The following is a 17,697-nucleotide window of genomic DNA, read 5'->3' as shown; positions in this document are numbered from 1 at the left end:
TCGTCCCCTCCGGTGACGCCAACCTGCCACCCGGCCCCGGCCGGGTGGCCCTTTCGCCCAAGGGAGCGGACCCATGACAGCAGATGATGTGGTGATTTCCTGCCGGAATGTCTGGAAGGTGTTCGGCGACCGGCCGGAACGGCTGCGCCTGATGCCGCAGACCACGATGGAGGACCTGCGCGCCACGGGCCATATTGCCGCCGTCCGCGACGTGTCGCTGGACATCAGGCGCGGCGAGATGCTGGTGGTCATGGGCCTCTCCGGTTCCGGCAAGTCGACGCTGGTGCGCTGCCTGGCGCGGTTGCTGGACATCACCGCCGGCACCGTCGCGGTCGAGGGGCGCGACATCGGCCGCCTCGGCGAGACCGAGCTGATCGACCTGCGCCGCCGCAAGATGGGCATGGTCTTCCAGAGCTTCGGCCTGCTTCCCCACCGCACCGCGCTGGAGAACGTGGCCTTCCCGCTGGAGATGCGCGGCCAGGACCGCGCCTCGCGCATCGCCCGCGCCCGCGACATGCTGGCGCTGGTCGGCCTCAAGGGCCGCGAGGGCTATTTCCCGCGCGAGCTGTCCGGCGGCCAGCAGCAGCGCGTCGGCATCGCGCGCAGTCTGGCGGTGGAACCCGACATCTGGTTCCTGGACGAACCCTTCTCGGCCCTCGACCCGCTGATCCGGCGCGAGATGCAGGACGAATTCCTGCGGTTGAAGGGGATGCTGGCCAAGACCATCGTCTTCATCACCCATGACTTCGACGAGGCCCTGCGCCTGGCCGACCGCATCGCGATCATGAAGGACGGCGCGGTGGAACAGATCGACACGCCGGAGCGCATCGTGATGGCCCCCGCGACACCCTATGTCGCCAAGTTCACCGAGGCCATCGACCGCACCCGCGTCGTCCATGCGGGCGCGCTGGCGCTGCCGGTGGATGGCCGTCCCGTGGACGGCGAGCCCTTGCCGGCCGGCGAGACGCTGCATGCGCTTGCCCGCCGGATCGTCGGCGACAGCCGGGCGCTGATCCCGCTGGCCGACAGGGGCCGCATCGCCGGGCTTCTGGACCGCAAGGCGGCGCTCGACCTGCTGCTGGGACCGGCGGCATGATGACGGCCACTCTCCCGCAAGCCCCGTTCCGACTGGAGCAGAAGCGGATCGCGCAGGCGATCCTGCTGGCCGCGCTGGTGCTGGTCCTCTTCCGCAACGCGCTTCCCGCCGGGTTGCTGCGCCTGCCGGAGGGCCTCATCCTGCCCTTCGCCGACTGGATCAACGCCGCCTTCGCCTTCGCCCGCGACGACCTTGGCCTGATGGCCCTGACCCGCGCCGTCTCGGACGCGGTGGAATTCTGCCTCGATGTGACCGCGAACATGCTTTACGGCAAGTCGCGCTGGCCGAATGTCGGGCCGATCCCCTGGGTGGTGATCGCCGCCACCGCCGGGATGGCGGGCCATGCGCTGGGCGGCTGGCGGCTGGCCACGCTGGCCGCCGGGACCTTCGTCTGGATCGCCGTCATGGGCCAGTGGAAATGGGCAATGGAGACGCTGTCGGTCATCGTCGTCGCCGCGCCGCTCTCCGTCCTCCTCGGCCTCGCCCTCGGCACGCTCGCCTGGCGCTACCGGCTGGCCGAACGGATCCTGAACCCCATCCTCAACATCGCGCAATCCCTGCCGCATTTCGCCTACATGATCCCGGTCGTCGTCTTCATCGGCGTCGGACCCAAGGCCGGGGCCATCGTCACGGTGATCTTCTCGGTCCCGCCGATGATCCGCATGACGCTGCTCGGCCTGCGCTCGGTCCCGCCCGAGATCATCGAGAGCGGCAAGATGAGCGGCGCGACCCGCCTGCAGCTGATGACCCGCGTCCGGCTGCCCTCGGCCCGGACCGAGATCCTGATCGGCGTCAACCAGGTGATCATGCAAAGCCTGGCCATGGTGGTCCTGGCCAGCTTCATCGGCATGCCGGGACTGGGGCAGAAGCTGCTGCAACTCCTGCAGGCGCTGAAGATCGGGCTGTCGGTCGAAATCGGCGTGACTATCGTGCTTCTGGCCATCGTGCTGGACCGGATGTCCAAGGCCTGGGCGGTGAAACAGCCCGCCCATGCCGAAGGGCCCTGGCTCCATCGCCACCGCCTGCTGGCGATCTGGCTGGGCCTCGTCGCGCTTGGTTTCGCGCTGGCCGCGCTGCATCCCTATTTCGCTGAGGTCGAGCGGAAACAGGCCCTCAGCCTGGCCGGGCCGGTCGATGCCGTGGTGGGCCGGGTCATCGACCTGATCGACCCGGTGACCGACTGGCTGCGCTGGTTCCTGATCACCTGGGTCCTGATCCCGCTGCGCGACGCCTTCCTCTGGCTGCCGACCTCGGCCGTGCTTCTGGCGCTGGCGGGCCTGGGCTGGCGGACCGGCGGCCTGCGCTCGGCGCTGGTCTGCCTCGCCTTCGCCTTGCCCATCGCGCTGTCGGGCTGGTGGGACCGGGCGATGATCACCGCCTATACCGTCTTCGTCGCGGTCGCGCTGGCGCTGATGATCGGCGTGCCGCTCGGGCTGGTCGGGGCCGCGAACGAGACCCGCGCGCGGCGCTTCCTGCTGGTCTGCGACACGGCCCAGACCTTCCCCAGCTTCATCTACCTGATCCCGGTCATCATGCTGTTCGGCGTGAACGACGTCGCCGTCATCGCCGCCGTCATGGTCTTCGCCACCGTGCCCATCGTCCGCTACACGATCGAGGGCCTGCGCGGGGTCCCGCCCGAGATCGTGGAATCGGCGCAGATGTCGGGGGCGAGCCGGGGCCAGCTCCTGTGGCATGTGAAGCTGCCGCTGGCGCTGCCGACGCTGGTCGTTGGGGCGAACCAGTCGATCATGTTCGCGCTGTTCATGGTGATCATCGCCGCCTTCATCGGCACCCAGGACCTCGGCCAGGAGATGCAGCGCGCGCTCTCCTCGGCCGACGTGGGCAAGGGCTTCGTCCTGGGGCTGGCGGTGGCCTTCATGGGGCTGATGGCCGACCACCTGCTCCTGCGCTGGGCGCAATCCCGGGCTTCGCCGGGCGGGAAGTAGCCTTGCCAAAAGGTTAATGTCCGCAGGCAAGGCATTGAAATCATGCAGGCTGTCGCATCCGCCGCGCGCGGGCAAGCATGAGGTGGGCAATATTGCCCACCCTACCTGGCCGCGCGGAAATGGCCGGCGACCAGCTGGGTCAGCCGGCGGTGCAGGGGCTGGGTCCGGTGCCGGATGTGGATCGCCGCGAAGACCGGCTGGCGCAGCTCCGGCGCGTCCTCCACCGCCATGAACCGGCCCGCCGCGACCAGCTCGCCCAGGGTTTTTTCCAGCACATATCCCGATCCCCCCATCGCCGTCAGCAGCGAGACCACCGATCCCGACTGCCCGACCGAGACCGGCGAGGCGGCCAGATCGGGGGTGAGCTGGCGGTGCATCTCCTCGAAGGCGGGCGAGAAATGGGCGAAGACGAAGCGGTCGGGCCGCACGCCGGCCAGCCGCGCCGTCTCGGTCGAGACCATCCGGTAGATCACGTCGCCCACGCTTTCGAAATGCAGGTCCGGGTGCGGCTTCGGCGAGAACATCACCGCGAAGTCGAGGATGCCGGTCAAGAGGTCGGCACACATCTGGTTGGAATAATCCGGCTCGATGTAGAAGGCGGTCTGCGGCAGGGCGGCGCGGAACTCGGCCACCCAGTCGCCCAGATAGACCGCGGCGAGGTCGTTCTGGATGCCCAGCCGCAGCAACTGCTCGGCGCCCTGCGGGATGCGGATGCGGCGGCGGGCCTGGTTCCATTCGTGGCGCAGGGCACGGGCGTGCGGCTCGAACCGCTTGCCTTCCGGGGTGAGGTCGGTCCCGGCGCGGGAGCGGTCGAAGAGCCGCGAGCCCACCGCTTCCTCCAGCGAGGCGACGCGGGCCGAGACGGTGGACTGGGTGATCCGCAGCCGCTCGGCGGTGCGGTGGAAGCTGCGGGTCTCGGCAAGGTCGAGGAAGGTGTCGAGGAGGTCGATCTGCATGGGTCGCGCCTGTTGCTGGCCGCCGGGGGTTTCATACCCCCCAAGCCGGTGGTTTCTTGAACCAGTGGCGAAACGCACCGGCCCACCCGTGGAATATTTCCGTCAAGAGGAAGGTGCTGATCGGGGTTGTCGATCAATACCCGAGGTCCGGCCGAATTGAAAGCGGGAGCCGGGCGGGGGATAGTGGCGGCGTTCAGGGGAGGCGGTCATGGCGGAATTTGCGCAGGCGCGGGTGGTGATCATCGGGGGGGGGGCGGTCGGGGCCTCGGCGCTTTATCATCTGGCGAAGGCGGGCTGGACGGACAGCCTCCTGCTGGAGAAGAACGAGCTGACGGCGGGCTCGACCTGGCATGCGGCGGGGAACGTGCCGACCTTCTCGGCCTCCTGGTCGATCATGAACATGCAGCGCTATTCGGCCGGCCTCTACCGGGGCCTGGGCGAGGCGGTGGATTATCCGATGAACTACCATGTCACCGGCTCGGTCCGGCTGGGTCACAGCCGCGAGCGGATGCAGGAGTTCAGGCGCGTCCAGGGCATGGGGCGCTATCAGGGGATGGACCTGTCGATCCTGTCGCCCGAGGAGATCCGCTCGAAATATCCCTTCCTCGAGACGCATGATCTGGAGGGCGCCCTGTATGACCCCTATGACGGCGACATCGACCCGGCACAGCTGACCCAGGCGCTGGCCGCCGGGGCGCGGCAGCTGGGCGCGCGGATCGAGCGGTTCTGCCCGGTGACGGCGGCGCGCTGGACCGGGAGCGAATGGGTGCTGTCGACGCCGAAGGGCGAGGTCCGCGCCGAATATGTCGTCAACGCGGGCGGCTATTATGCGGCCCATGTCGGCGCGATGTTCGGCCGCCGGGTGCCGATGATGGTGATGAGCCACCAGTACCTCCTGTTCGACACCATCCCCGAGCTGGAGGCCTGGTCGAAGGCCGAGGGCCACAAGCTGCCGCTTCTGCGCGATGTGGACTCCTCCTACTATCTCCGGCAGGAGAAGATGGGCTTCAACCTCGGCCCCTACGAGAACCCCTGCCGGGCGCATTGGGCCACGCCGGACGACCCGATGCCGGAGGATTTCTCCTTCCAGCTGTTCCCCGACGATCTGGACCGGATCGAATGGCACATCAACGACGCGATGGCGCGGGTGCCGCTCCTGCAGAAGGCCAACCTCACCAAGGTGATCAACGGCCCGATCCCCTACACGCCCGACGGCAACCCGCTGATCGGCCCGATGCCCGGCGTTCCGAACGCCTTCGAGGCCTGCGTCTTCACCTTCGGCATCTGCCAGGCGGGTGGCGCGGGCAAGGTGCTGGCGGAATGGGTGACGGAGGGCGGCACCGAATGGGACATGTGGTCCTGCGACCCGCGCCGCTTCACCGGCTGGGAGGATCACGACTATCTGGTGGCCAAGGGGAAAGAGGTCTACGGCCACGAATACGGCATGCATTTCCCGATGGCCCGCTGGCCCGCAGCGCCCGACCGCAAGCTCTCGCCGGTGCATGACAGGCTGAAAGCGATGGGCGCCCAGTTCGCGCCCTACAACGGCTGGGAACGGGCGGAATGGTTCGCGCAAGCCGGCGACGATACCTCCTGGGAGGCGACGCAGACCTGGGGCAGGGCGGGCCCGTGGGAGGCCCGTATCAAGGCCGAATGCGAGGCGGTGCGGGACGGGGTGGGCGTTCTCGACCTGCCGGGCTTCACCCGCCTGCGGCTGACCGGGCCGGGGGCAAGGGCGCATCTCGCCTCGCTCACCGCCTCGAAACTGCCGCAGCCGGGTCGCACGGGGCTGCTGTATTTCGCCGACGACCGCGGCCGGATCGTCACCGAAATGACCTGCCTGCCGTTCTCCGACGAGGACGTGGGCGTGATCACCGCCGCCGTCGCGCAAAGCCACGACGCCGACATCCTGCGCAGGGGCCTGCCGGAAGGCGTCACGCTGGAGGACTGGACCGACAAGATCCATTGCTTCATCGTCACCGGCCCGAAGGCGCGCGACCTCTTGGCGGGGATCAGCGAGGCCGAGCTGACGCTGCCCTGGCTCTCGGTCCAGTATGCCGCGAAGGTCGCGGGCAAGGACGTGGCGCTGGTGCGGGTTTCCTTCGCCGGGGAACTCGGCTGGGAAATCCATTGCGACCGGGACGACGCGCCGGCGATCTACGACGCACTGCTCGCGGGGGGCGCGAAGCCCTTCGGGATGAAGGCGCTGAACAGCTTGCGGATCGAGAAGGGCTACCGCGCCTGGAAGGGCGACCTGTCTACCGACTATTCGCTGCTGGAGGGCGGGCTCGAGCGGTTCATCGACTGGCCCCATGATTTCCCCGGCAAGGCGGCGCTTGCCGCCGAGAAGCAGCGGGGCGTGAAGAAGCGCTTCGTCTCGCTCAAGGTCGAGGCGGGCGAGGCGGATGCGCCCTACATGTCAACGCTCTGGCATCAGGGCGCGGTGGTGGGCGAGACCACCTCGGGCGCATGGGGCTACCGGGTCGGGCATTCGCTGGCGCTGGGGATGCTGCGGGCGGATCTGGCGGTGGCCGGGACGGAGGTCGAGGTGGAAATCTTCGGCGAGCGGGTGAAGGCGACCGTTCTACCGGACGGCCCGGCCTGGGATGCGAAAAACGAACGGATCAAGGCGTAGGGTGCGCTATAGCGCACCATTTTGAAGCGCGGTGCGCTGTAGCGCACCCTACGGGGAACGGCAATGAACGGGATTCCAACCAAGGCGCGCGCAGTTGTCATCGGAGGCGGGGTCTCGGGCTGTTCGGTGGCCTATCACCTGGCCAAGGCGGGCTGGACCGATGTGGTGCTGCTGGAGCGGCGCAAGCTGACTTCCGGCACCACCTGGCACGCGGCGGGGTTGATCGGACAGCTGCGCGGGTCGGCGAACATGACGCGGCTGGCGAAGTATTCGGCGGATTTGTATCGCGGGCTGGAGGCGGAGACCGGGGTTGCCACCGGCATGAAGCAGGTCGGCTCGATTTCTGTGGCCTTGACCAAGGAGCGCCATGAAGAGTTGCTGCGCCAGGCCACCGTCGCGCGCATCTTCGATGTGGAGGTGCATGAGATCAGCCCGTCCGAGGCCAAGGCGAAATATCCGCATCTGAACATCGACGGCGTGGTCGGCGCGGTGGCGCTGCCGCTGGACGGCCAGTGCGATCCGGCCAACATCGCCATGGCGCTGGCCAAGGGCGCGCGGATGCGGGGCGCGAAGATCCACGAGATGACCTGCGTCACCGGCGTGACCACCGTGAACGGCCGGGTGACCGGGGTGGATTACGTAGGCGAGGCGGGGCCGGGCCATATCGAGGCGGATGTGGTGATCAACTGCGGCGGCATGTGGGGGCGCGAGCTGGCGGGCCAGAACGGCGTCACGCTGCCCTTGCACGCCTGCGAGCATTTCTACCTGGTGACCGAGCCGGTGCAGGGCCTGGGCGACCTGCCGGTGCTGCGGGTTCCCGACGAATGCGCCTATTACAAGTCGGACGCCGGCAAGATGATGCTGGGCGCCTTCGAGCCGAAGGCCAAGCCCTGGGGGATGGAGGGCATCCGCAAGGACTTCGAGTTCGACACGCTGCCCGAGGACTGGGAGCATTTCATGCCGATCCTCGAGATGGCGACCAACCGGATGCCGATGTTCGAGACCGCGGGCATCCACACCTTCTTCAACGGTCCCGAAAGCTTTACCCCCGATGATCGCTACTACCTGGGCGAGGCGCCGGAGCTGAAGGGCTATTGGATCGCGGCCGGCTACAACTCGATCGGCATCGTCTCCTCGGGCGGTGCGGGGCAGGCGCTGGCGCATTGGATCACCGAGGGCGAGGCGCCCTTCGACCTCTGGGAGGTCGATATCCGCCGCGCCCAGCCCTTCCAGAAGAACCGCCGCTACCTGAAGGAGCGGGTGACCGAGACGCTGGGCCTTCTTTACGCCGACCATTTCCCCTATCGCCAGGTCGAGACCGCGCGGGGGGTGCGGCGCTCGCCGATCCACGACCATCTGAAGGCGCGCGGCGCGGTCTTCGGCGAGGTGGCGGGCTGGGAGCGCGCGAACTGGTTCGCGAACGAGGGGCAGGAGCGGGAATACCGCTACTCCTGGAAGCGGCAGAACTGGTTCGAGAACCAGAAGGCCGAACACATGGCGGTGCGTGAGGCTGCGGGTCTCTTCGACATGACCAGCTTCGGCAAGATCCGGGTGGAGGGGCGCGACGCCTGCGCCTTCCTGAACCGGATCTCCTCGGCGCAGATGGATGTGGCGCCGGGGCGGATCGTCTATACGATGTTCCTGAATGAAAACGGGGGTATCGAGGCCGATCTTACCGTGACGCGCCTGTCCGGGACCGCCTATCTCGCGGTGGTCCCGGGTGCGACCCTGCAGCGCAACCTCGCCTGGATGCGCGCCCGGGTCGGCGAGGATTTCGCGGTCATCACCGATGTGACGGCGGCGGAATCGGTCCTCTGCCTCATGGGCCCGCAATCGCGCGAGGTGCTGGCCAAGGTCTCGCCCAACGACTTCAGCAATGACGCGCATCCCTTTGGCACCGCGCGGGAAATCGAGATCGGCCTCGGGATCGCCCGCGCCCATCGCGTGACCTATGTCGGCGAGCTGGGCTGGGAGCTTTACGTCTCGGCCGACCAGACCGCCCATGTCTTCGAGGCGCTGATCGAGGCGCAGCCGGACCTGAAGCTCTGCGGGCTCCACACGCTGGACAGCTGCCGGATCGAGAAGGCCTATCGGCACTGGGGCCATGACATCACCGACGAGGATCATGTGCTGGAGGCGGGCCTCGGCTTCACCGTCAGCCGCAAGAAACCGGCCTTCATCGGCCGCGACGCGGTGCTGCGCAAGGAACAGGCCGGGCTGGACCGCCGCATGGTCCAGTTCCGCCTGAAAGACCCCGAGCCGCTTCTGTTCCACAACGAAGCCATCGTCCGCGACGGGCGGATCGTCGGGCCCGTCACCTCTGGCAACTACGGCCATTTCCTTGGCGGCGCCATCGGCATGGGCTATGTCCCGGCCAAGGGGCAGAGCGAGGACGACATCCTGTCCTCGCGCTACGAGATCGAGGTCGCGGGCCAGCGGCACGAGGCGATCGCCAGCCTGGCGCCGATGCACGATCCGGCCAGCGAAAGGGTCCGCGCATGACGCTCGCAGCCCGGCACCAGGCCTTTCACGACCTGCACCAGTCGGGCTGTTTCGTCATTCCGAACCCCTGGGACCGGGGCAGCGCGCGGATGATGGCGGCGCTGGGGGCGAGGGCGCTGGCGACCTCCTCCGCCGCGCATGCCTTCACCCTCGGCCGCCCCGACCTGGGCGGGGTCAGCCGCGACGAGGCATTGGCCCATGCCCAGGACCTGCTGGCCGCGACCGGCCTGCCGGTCTCGGGCGATTTCGAGAACGGCTTCGGCGATGCCCCCGAGGTGGTGGCCGAAACCGTGCGGCTGGCGGGTGAGGCGGGGCTTTCCGGGATCAGCGTCGAGGATACCCGGATCGCCCCCGGCGCGCCCGCCCATGACTTCGGCCTTGCGGTCGAACGGATCCGGGCCGGGGCGGCAGCGGCCCGGTCGCTTGGCCGCCCCTTCGTCTTCTGCGCCCGCGCCGACGGGGTGATGCACGGCACCTATACCCTGGCCGAGGGCATCCGCCGCCTGCAGGCCTTCGAGGCGGCGGGGGCCGACCTTCTTTACCTGCCGGTTCCGCCCGGCCGCGGGGAGCTGGCGCAGGTGCTGGCCGCCGTCACGAAACCCGTCAACGCCCTGGCCGCCGGGCCGCTGAAGGCCATGACCGTGGCCGGGCTTGCCGCCATGGGCATCCGCCGCATCTCCACCGGCAGCCAGATCGCCCGCCTCGCCCATGCCGCCATTCGCGATTCCGTCGGCGCGATGCTGGGGCAGGGCAGTTTCGCCCCCCTCGCCGGCGCCGCCAGTGGCGACGAGATCGACGCACTTCTTCTCAAGGGGACCCCCAATGACCGAGATTGGTGACATCTGCGAACCCGCCCGCGCCCGCCGTTCCGGGGGCCGCCAGGCCCGGGTGGCGCTGCGCGCGGCCCCTCTGGCCGAAGACATCCGCCCCGTCCGTGGCGGCCTGCCGGGAGGGCAGTACAAGCCCCTGACCGAGGCAGGCGTCCAGCAGATCCATGCCGCCGCGCTGGATGCGCTGGAGCAGATCGGCCTCTCCCAGGCCTCGCCCTCGGGCGTGAAGCTTCTGACCGAGGCGGGAGCGATCCAGGGCGACGACGGCCGCATCCGCTTTCCCCGCGCCTTGGTCGAGGACATGTTGGCCAAGGCCGCGCGCGACATCACGCTCCATGCCCGCGACCCGAAGCACGACCTGCACCTGACCGGGACCAATGTGCATTACGGCACCGCGGGGGCGGCGGTGCATATCGTCGATCCGGTGACGCTGGACTATCGCGATTCGACCGCGCAGGACCTGTATGACGCGGCGCGGCTGGTGGACAACCTGGACAACATCCACTTCTACCAGCGCACCATGGTCTGCCGCGATGTCCCCGACAACAAGGACATGGACCTCAACACTCTCTACGGCTGTCTTGCGGGGACGACCAAGCATGTCGGCACCTCCTTCTCCGACCCGTCCCATGTCGCCGACTGCTTCGAGATGCTATACATGGTCGCGGGCGGCGAGGAGAAATGGCTGAAGCGGCCCTTCGTTTCGAATTCCAACTGCTTCGTCGTCCCGCCGATGAAGTTCGCCGAGGAATCCTGCATCACCATGGAGGACTGCATCCGGCGCGGGATGCCGATGCTCCTTCTTTCGGCCGGGCAGGCGGGCGCGACCAGCCCCGCGCCGATCGCGCTGACTATCGTGCAGGCGGTGGCCGAATGCCTGGCGGGCGTGGTCTATGTCAACGCGATCAGGCCCGGCGCGCCGGCGATCTTCGGCACCTGGCCCTTCGTCAGCGACCTGCGCACCGGGGCTATGTCGGGCGGCAGCGCCGAACAGGCGCTTTTGACCGCCGGCTGCGCGCAGATGCACCGCTACTATGACCTGCCCGGCGGGGCGGCCTCGGGGATCTCGGACTCCAAGCTGCCGGACATGCAGGCCGGGTGGGAACAGGGGATCACCAATGCGCTGGCCGGGCTCGCGGGCCTCAACATGTGCTACGAGGCGGTGGGGATGCATGCCTCGCTTCTGGGCTTCTGCCTGGAAAGCCTGGTCCTGGGCGACGACCTTCTGGGCCAGGCCATGCGGCTGGTGCGGGGGATCGACGTGACGCCCGACTCGACCAGCCTCGACGCGATGAAGGAGGTCTGCCTCGGCGGGCCGGGCCATTACCTCGGCTCGGACCAGACGCTGAAGCTGATGCAGACCGAATACATCTACCCCAATGTCGGCAACCGCATGTCGCCGAAGGAATGGAACGAGGCCGGCAAGCCCTTGCTGCTTGACACGGCCATCGCGCGCAAGAACTCTATCCTCGCCAGGGCGGGTTGCCGCGTCGATCCCGAGATCGACCGCGCCATCCGCGCCCGCTTCAACATCTGCTTCAAGTGAGGTCGCAATGATCCCCGCCAACATGCTGAAATTCTACATCAATGGCCAGTGGGTCGATCCGGTCTCGACCGCACGCCTCGGGGTGGAGAACCCTGCGACCGAGGAGATCGTCTGCGAGGTCGCCATGGGCAACCGCGAGGACGCCGACCGCGCCATCATGGCCGCCCGCGCGGCCTTCGACGGCTGGACCTATACTCCGGTCAAGGACCGCATCGCGCTGGTGAAGCGGATTCTCGAGGTCTACAACGCGCGCTACGAGGATTTCGCGCAAGTGATGTCGACCGAGATGGGCGCGCCGATCACCTGGGCGCGCAATGCCCAGGCCTGGGCCGGCCAGGTCCATATCGAGGCGACGATCAAGGCCGCCGAGGAGATGGTCTGGGAATACAACCGGGGTTCGACCCGGATCGTCTACGAGGGGATCGGCGTCTGCTCGCTGATCACGCCCTGGAACTGGCCGATGAACCAGATCGCCTGCAAGGTCGCCCCGGCGCTGATCGCGGGCTGCACCATGGTGCTGAAACCGTCGGAGATCGCGCCCCTGTCCGGCACGCTCTTCGCGCAGGTGCTGCATGATGCGGGCGTGCCGCCCGGTGTCTTCAACCTGGTTCACGGCGCGGGTCCCGAGGTCGGCGCGCGGATGTCGGAGCACCCGGAGGTCGACATGGTCTCCTTCACCGGCTCGACCCGCGCCGGGACCGCCATCGCCGCCGCCGCCGCCCCCACGGTGAAGCGCGTGGCGCAGGAACTGGGCGGCAAGAGCCCGAACATCATCCTGCCCACCGCCGACATCGCCGAGGCGGTGGCGGCGGGCGTCAACGCGGTGATGTCGAACACCGGCCAGTCCTGCGACGCGCCGACCCGGATGCTGGTGCCCCGCGCCCGGCAGGCCGAGGCGCTGGCCGCCGCGAAGGAGGCCGCCGAGGCGATCGTCACCGGCGATCCGCGCGACGAGGCCACCGTCCTTGGCCCGCTGGTCTCGAAACTCCAGTTCGATAAGGTGCAGCGCCTGATCCAGGCCGGCATCGACGAGGGCGCGACCCTGGTCACCGGCGGCGTGGGCCGGCCGGCGGACCTGAACCGCGGCTGGTTCGTGCGGCCCACGGTCTTCGGCGATGTGGTCAATTCGATGACCATCTCGAAGGAGGAGATCTTCGGCCCGGTGCTGGCGATCCAGCCCTACGACTCGATCGAGGACGCGATCCGGCAGGCCAACGACACGGTCTACGGCCTTGCCGCCTATATCGCCGGTCCGGTTGAGGACGCGAAGCCGGTGGCCCGCAAGCTGCGCGCCGGGACCGTGAACCTGAACTATCCCGACTGGGACACCTCCGCGCCCTTCGGCGGCTACAAGCAGTCCGGCAACGGCCGCGAATATGCCGACTGGGGCATCCATGACTTCTGCGAGGTCAAGGGCATCGTCGGCTACGGAGAGTGACCGAAATCCGGACGGATTTCGGCACGATTTCCGTCCGGAAATCGGCGCGGGGAGGAAACGATGCGCTATGGCTATATCGGGCTTGGCAATCTGGGCGGCCATCTCGCGGCGAGCCTGCTGAAAGCCGGGCACGCGGTCACCGTCCATGACCGCAACCCCGCCCTTGCCGAACGGCAGGCGGCGCTGGGGGCGCGGGTTGCGCCCTCGGTCACGGCGCTGGCGGGCGAGGTGGACCATGTCTTCACCTGCCTGCCTTCCCCCGCCGCATCCGAGGCGGTGCTGGCGGAACTCCTGACCGGCCTGAAACCCGGCGCCACCTGGATCGAGAACTCCACCCTCGGCCGCGACGACGTGTTGCGGCTCGCCGGCCTGGCGCGGACCGGCGAGGTGCGGCTTCTCGAGGCGCCGGTGACGGGCGGCGTCCATCTCGCCGCGCGGGGCGAGATCACGGTGCTGGTTGGCGGCGAGCGGGAGCTTTTCGAGATGCACCGCCCGGCGCTCTCGACCCTCGGCCAGCGCATCTTCCACATGGGGCCGCTGGGGTCTGCGGCGGTGATCAAGGTCATCACCAACATGCTGGCCTTCATCCATCTCAAGGCCACCTCCGAGGCGCTGATGCTGGCCAAACGCGGCGGGCTCGATCTCGGCCAGTCCTGGCAGGCGATCCAGGCCTCCTCCGGCAACAGCTTCGTGCACGAGACCGAGGGCGCGCTGATCCTGAACGGATCCTACGATATCGCCTTCTCGGTGGATCTGGCGCTGAAGGACCTGGGCTTCGCCCTCGGCTTCGGCAAGGAATTCGGCGTGCCGCTGGATCTCGCCTCGATCACCCACCAGACCTATATCGCCGCGAAGGCGGCCTATGGCGGCGAGGCGCAGTCGCCGATGATCGCCAGACTGCTCGAGGACCTTCTCGGCACCGACCTGCGCGCGCCCGGCTTTCCGGCCCGGCTGGAGTGACCCATGAACGATGACAACGCCCGCCGCGCCGCGCGGCTTCTGCACCACCGCAAGGCGGGCCTCGCCCCCGGCGATCCGGTCGCCCCGCCGATCACCCCGGCCACGACCTTCCATCTGCCCGCGAACGGCACCGGGGCCTATGGCTATGCCCGCGCCGGCAATCCGGGCTGGAGCGAGCTCGAGGCGCAGCTCTCGCTGCTGGAGGAAGCCGAGACCGTCGCCTTCCCCTCGGGCATGGCCGCGATCTCGGCCGCGCTCTTCGCCTGCCTGAAGGCGGGCGACCGGGTGATCCTGCCCGCCGACGGCTACTACGTGACCCGAGTGCTGGCGACGGATTTCCTGCGCGGGCTGGGCGTCGCGGCGGATTTCCTGCCGACCACGGGCTATGACACGGCCGATTTCACCGGGGCGGCGCTGGTCTATATGGAAACGCCGTCGAACCCCGGTCTCGAGGTCTGCGACATAGGCGCGGTCGCGGCGCGGGCCCGTGCGGCGGGGGCGCGGGTGGTGGTGGACAACACCACGATGACCCCTTTCCTGCAGCGCCCGCTGGACCTTGGCGCCGACCTGGTCGTCGCCGCCGACACCAAGGCCCCCGGCGGCCATTCCGACCTCTTGGCGGGCCATGTCGCGGGGCGCGATCCGGTGCTGATGGCCCGGGTGGGCGACTGGCGGCGGCTTTCCGGCGCGGTGCTGGGGCCCTTCGAGGCCTGGCTCCTGCACCGGGGGCTCGAGACGCTGGAACTGCGGCTGGAGCGGATGTGCGCCTCGGCCGGGACCATCGCCGAACGGTTGGCCGCCCATCCCGCCGTGCGCGGGCTGCGCTATCCGGGCCTGCCGGGCGATGTCTCGCACCGGCTGGTCGGCAGCCAGATGGCCAACGGCGGCTTCCTGATCGGCTTCACCCTGGCCGATGCCGGGGTGGCCGAGCGGTTCCTGTCCGCCTGTCCCTATCTGGCGCAATCCACCAGCTTCGGCGCGACCCATTCCTCGGCCGAGCGCCGGGCGCGCTGGGGCGATGCGGTGCCCGAGGGCTTCATCCGCCTGTCGGCCGGGATCGAGCCGGTCGAGGAGCTTTGGCGCGGAATCAGGGGTGCCCTGGCGGGGTAGGGCGCCAAATCCTTTCGAAAGGATTTGCAAATTCCTTCGAAGGAATTTGACCCCGGCTCAGAGCGCGTCGATGATCCGGGCGGCCTCTGCCTGGGGATCGGCCAGCTTCGTCCGGTCCTCGCCGGGGAAGAAGCGGGCGCGGGTCGCGGTCGGCATGCCTGCCGGGGTCGCGATCACCACGCGGGGGCCGTGCTTCGCGTTCTCGGCCTGCCAGCTTCGCGCCAGCGCGATCTGCGCCGCCTTGGTCGCGCCATAGGAGCCGAAGAAGGGCTTTCCCGCCTGCGGATCATCGAGGAACAGCGCCGTGCCCCGATGCGCCTTCAGAAGCGGCTCGACCATCGGGATCAGCATCCCGGTGGCGCGGGTGTTGGTGGTCAGAGACTTGTCCCAGTCCTTCTGGTCGAGATGCCCGGCCGGGGCCAGCGGCGCGGCATGGATCGCGGCATGGACCCAGAGCCCCAGTCCGCCCCAGCGGTCGTGGATGCTTCGGCAGAGATGCCGCATCGCATCGTCCTTGGTCACATCCATCGGCGCGAGCGTCAGCCCGCCCGCCCCCGGCAGGCCCGCCGCCTTCACCCGGTCGTCCAGCTCCTCGAGCCCGCCGACGGTGCGGGCCACGGCCACCACCTGCCAGCCCCGGAGCGCGAGTTGTCCGGCGAGGGCGGAGCCAAGGCCGCGCGAGGCGCCGGTGACGAGAGCGACTTTGGCGGCGATCTTCTGGGTCATGCGTTTGTCCTTCTGGCGGCGTCGGAGCCTCCGGCGGGGATATTTGGGCAAAGATGAAAGGGCAAGGGTGCGTCAGCCCTTGCGGCCATATCCCGCAGCGATCTCGGCCTGGCGGGTTTCGATGATGGCTCTCAACAGGGCATCCGGCAGCGGTCGGTCGGGCGTGAAAAGGACGCCGGATTTCGAGGCCTTGAACGGCGCGCACTCGATCTGCGGGATCACGCTGCCGGAATGGGGGTAAAGGCCGAGATGCTTCGCGAAGGCGGCGTAGCCAGCGACCATCCTGCCCTTCGGGTCCGGCTGGCGGAAGCCGGGCATGGCGTAGGACATGACCTCAATGTGGTCGGGAAGAAGCGCCTTGAGCCGGGCGCGAAGGTCGGCCAGCGCCTCGCGCTGGTCGGGGGGCAGGGCGGCGATATAGGCCGCAACCTCTGCGCTCACTCCGCCGCCTTCATCTGGAAGCCTTCCTCGATCTTGTCGGACGGGGCCACCGGGTAGTCGCCGGAGAAGCAGGCGTCGCAGAACTTCGGGTTGGCCGGATCGCGGCCCGCGGCCTCGCCGGCGGCGCGGTAGAGGCCGTCGAGCGAGATGAACTTGAGGGAGTCGACCCCGATCCAGTCGCGCATCTCCTCCTCGCTCATCGTGGCGGCGAGGAGTTTCGAGCGTTCCGGCGTGTCGACCCCGTAGAAGCAGGGCCAGGCGGTCGGGGGCGAGGCGATGCGGAAATGCACCTCGGCCGCGCCCGCTTCCAGGATCATGTCCTTGATCTTGCGGCTGGTGGTGCCGCGCACGACCGAGTCGTCGACCAGGATCACCCGCTTGCCCTTGATCAGCGCGCGGTTGACGTTCAGCTTCAGCCGCACGCCCATGTTGCGGATGTGGTCGGTGGGCTCGATGAAGGTGCGGCCCATGTACTGGTTGCGGATGATCCCCATCGCATAGGGAATGCCGCTTTCCTGGCTGTAGCCGATGGCCGCCGGGGTGCCGCTGTCGGGCACCGGGCAGACGAGATCGGCGTCCACCGGGGCCTCGCGCGCGAGTTCCACGCCGATCTGGCGGCGGGTCTCATAGACCGAGCGGCCGCCGATGATGCTGTCGGGGCGGCTGAAATAGACGTTCTCGAAGATGCAGAAGCGCGGTTTCGCGGGGGCGAAGGGGCGGGTGGAGTTCACCTTGTTGCCCTCGATCACCACCATCTCGCCCGGCTCGATCTCGCGCACGAAGTCGGCGCCGATGATGTCCAGCGCGCAGGTCTCGGAGGACAGCGCCCAGCCGTGGTCGCCAAGCCGGCCCAGCACCAGGGGACGCACGCCAAGGGGATCGCGGACGCCGATCAGCTTGGTGCGCGTCATGGCGACCACCGAGAACGCGCCCTCGACCCGGCGCAGCGCGTCCTTGATGCGTTCGGAAAGGTTCTGCTGGATCGAGCGCGCCATCAGGTGGATGATGCATTCCGAGTCCGAGGAGGACTGGAAGATCGAGCCGCGCTCGATCAACTCGCGGCGCAGGGCCGCGGCATTGGTCAGGTTGCCGTTGTGGGCGATGGCGCAGCCGCCCATCGAGAACTCGCCGAAGAAGGGCTGCACGTCGCGGATCGCGGTCGCGCCCTTGGATCCGGCGGTGGAATAGCGCACATGCCCGATCGCCAGCGATCCGGGCAGGGTGTCCATCACATCGGCCTTGGTGAAGTTGTCGCGGACATAGCCGAAGCGGCGGGCCGAGTTGAAGCCGTGGTCGGGATGATAGCTGACGATCCCGCCAGCCTCTTGCCCACGGTGTTGCAGCGCATGCAGGCCAAGCGCCACGAAGTTCGAGGCATCGGCGACACCGACGACGCCGAAGATCCCGCATTCCTCCTTCAGCTTGTCGTCATCGAAGGGGTGAGAGCGGAAAGGAGCCATACGTCCGAATCCTGTCTTGGCCGTTCAGGGCAGTTGCGGCTGATTTAAGTC

At 68.5% G+C, this 17,697-nt stretch carries 13 protein-coding genes; 9 read left to right on the top strand and 4 right to left on the bottom strand.

The features are described 5' to 3' along the window. Nucleotides 1-73: 73 nt before the first annotated feature. A complete protein-coding gene (locus tag I7S92_RS08290; protein WP_197643019.1) occupies nucleotides 74-1,096 on the top strand; it encodes a quaternary amine ABC transporter ATP-binding protein in 1,023 nt (340 codons plus the stop codon). Next, complete coding sequence (locus tag I7S92_RS08285) at nucleotides 1,093-3,042, top strand: ABC transporter permease (RefSeq protein ID WP_197643018.1); 1,950 nt, start codon at nucleotides 1,093-1,095, stop codon at nucleotides 3,040-3,042. The genes I7S92_RS08290 and I7S92_RS08285 overlap by 4 nt, the downstream gene beginning before the upstream one ends. Before the next feature lie 101 nt (nucleotides 3,043-3,143). On the opposite strand, the gene I7S92_RS08280 is transcribed toward I7S92_RS08285, so the two are convergent. After that, entirely contained in the window at nucleotides 3,144-3,998 is an 855-nt protein-coding gene (locus I7S92_RS08280) for a LysR family transcriptional regulator (protein ID WP_197643017.1), read from the bottom strand. Nucleotides 3,999-4,206: 208 nt separating this feature from the next. Between I7S92_RS08280 and I7S92_RS08275 the strand changes: the two genes are divergently transcribed. From I7S92_RS08275 to I7S92_RS08245, 7 genes are all read left to right on the top strand, one after another. Next, nucleotides 4,207-6,633 carry a GcvT family protein gene (locus I7S92_RS08275; protein WP_197643016.1) on the top strand — a complete coding sequence of 809 codons (2,427 nt, stop codon included), beginning with the start codon at nucleotides 4,207-4,209 and terminating at the stop codon, nucleotides 6,631-6,633. A gap of 63 nt (nucleotides 6,634-6,696) precedes the next feature. Continuing rightward, nucleotides 6,697-9,135, top strand: coding sequence for a GcvT family protein (locus tag I7S92_RS08270; protein ID WP_197643015.1), 2,439 nt, complete (start codon nucleotides 6,697-6,699; stop codon nucleotides 9,133-9,135). Beyond that, nucleotides 9,132-9,974 (top strand): isocitrate lyase/PEP mutase family protein, encoded by an 843-nt coding sequence (locus tag I7S92_RS08265; protein ID WP_197643014.1) that lies wholly within the window; start codon nucleotides 9,132-9,134, stop codon nucleotides 9,972-9,974. Before I7S92_RS08270 ends, I7S92_RS08265 begins: the two co-directional genes overlap by 4 nt. After that, nucleotides 9,958-11,511 carry a trimethylamine methyltransferase family protein gene (locus tag I7S92_RS08260; protein WP_197643013.1) on the top strand — a complete coding sequence of 518 codons (1,554 nt, stop codon included), beginning with the start codon at nucleotides 9,958-9,960 and terminating at the stop codon, nucleotides 11,509-11,511. Before I7S92_RS08265 ends, I7S92_RS08260 begins: the two co-directional genes overlap by 17 nt. Nucleotides 11,512-11,518: 7 nt before the next feature. Then, nucleotides 11,519-12,949: an aldehyde dehydrogenase family protein gene (locus I7S92_RS08255; protein WP_197643012.1), complete on the top strand. Its 1,431-nt coding sequence runs from the start codon at nucleotides 11,519-11,521 to the stop codon at nucleotides 12,947-12,949. Nucleotides 12,950-13,009: 60 nt separating this feature from the next. Beyond that, on the top strand, nucleotides 13,010-13,909 hold the full coding sequence (locus tag I7S92_RS08250) for an NAD(P)-dependent oxidoreductase (RefSeq protein WP_197643011.1): 900 nt from the start codon (nucleotides 13,010-13,012) through the stop codon (nucleotides 13,907-13,909). A 3-nt stretch (nucleotides 13,910-13,912) separates the two neighbouring features. Beyond that, the gene (locus I7S92_RS08245) at nucleotides 13,913-15,019 is read left to right on the top strand and encodes a cystathionine gamma-lyase (RefSeq protein WP_197643010.1); all 1,107 of its coding nucleotides are present in this window, start codon (nucleotides 13,913-13,915) and stop codon (nucleotides 15,017-15,019) included. A 57-nt stretch (nucleotides 15,020-15,076) separates the two neighbouring features. On the opposite strand, the gene I7S92_RS08240 is transcribed toward I7S92_RS08245, so the two are convergent. The 3 genes from I7S92_RS08240 to purF form a co-directional block, all read right to left on the bottom strand. Further along, nucleotides 15,077-15,745, bottom strand: a complete 669-nt coding sequence (locus I7S92_RS08240) for an SDR family NAD(P)-dependent oxidoreductase (protein WP_197643009.1) — start codon at nucleotides 15,743-15,745, stop codon at nucleotides 15,077-15,079. A 72-nt stretch (nucleotides 15,746-15,817) separates the two neighbouring features. Next, nucleotides 15,818-16,186, bottom strand: a complete 369-nt coding sequence (locus I7S92_RS08235) for an iron chaperone (RefSeq protein ID WP_197643008.1) — start codon at nucleotides 16,184-16,186, stop codon at nucleotides 15,818-15,820. After that, on the bottom strand, nucleotides 16,183-17,646 hold the full coding sequence (gene purF / locus I7S92_RS08230; RefSeq protein ID WP_197643007.1) for an amidophosphoribosyltransferase: 1,464 nt from the start codon (nucleotides 17,644-17,646) through the stop codon (nucleotides 16,183-16,185). The genes I7S92_RS08235 and purF overlap by 4 nt, the downstream gene beginning before the upstream one ends. Nucleotides 17,647-17,697 lie beyond the last annotated feature (51 nt).

The organism is Tabrizicola soli, assembly GCF_015999335.1.
GTDB classification, from domain to species: Bacteria; Pseudomonadota; Alphaproteobacteria; order Rhodobacterales; family Rhodobacteraceae; genus Tabrizicola; species Tabrizicola soli.
Note: the sequence above shows the minus strand (reverse complement) of the source record. Positions and strands in the feature narration are given on the sequence as shown.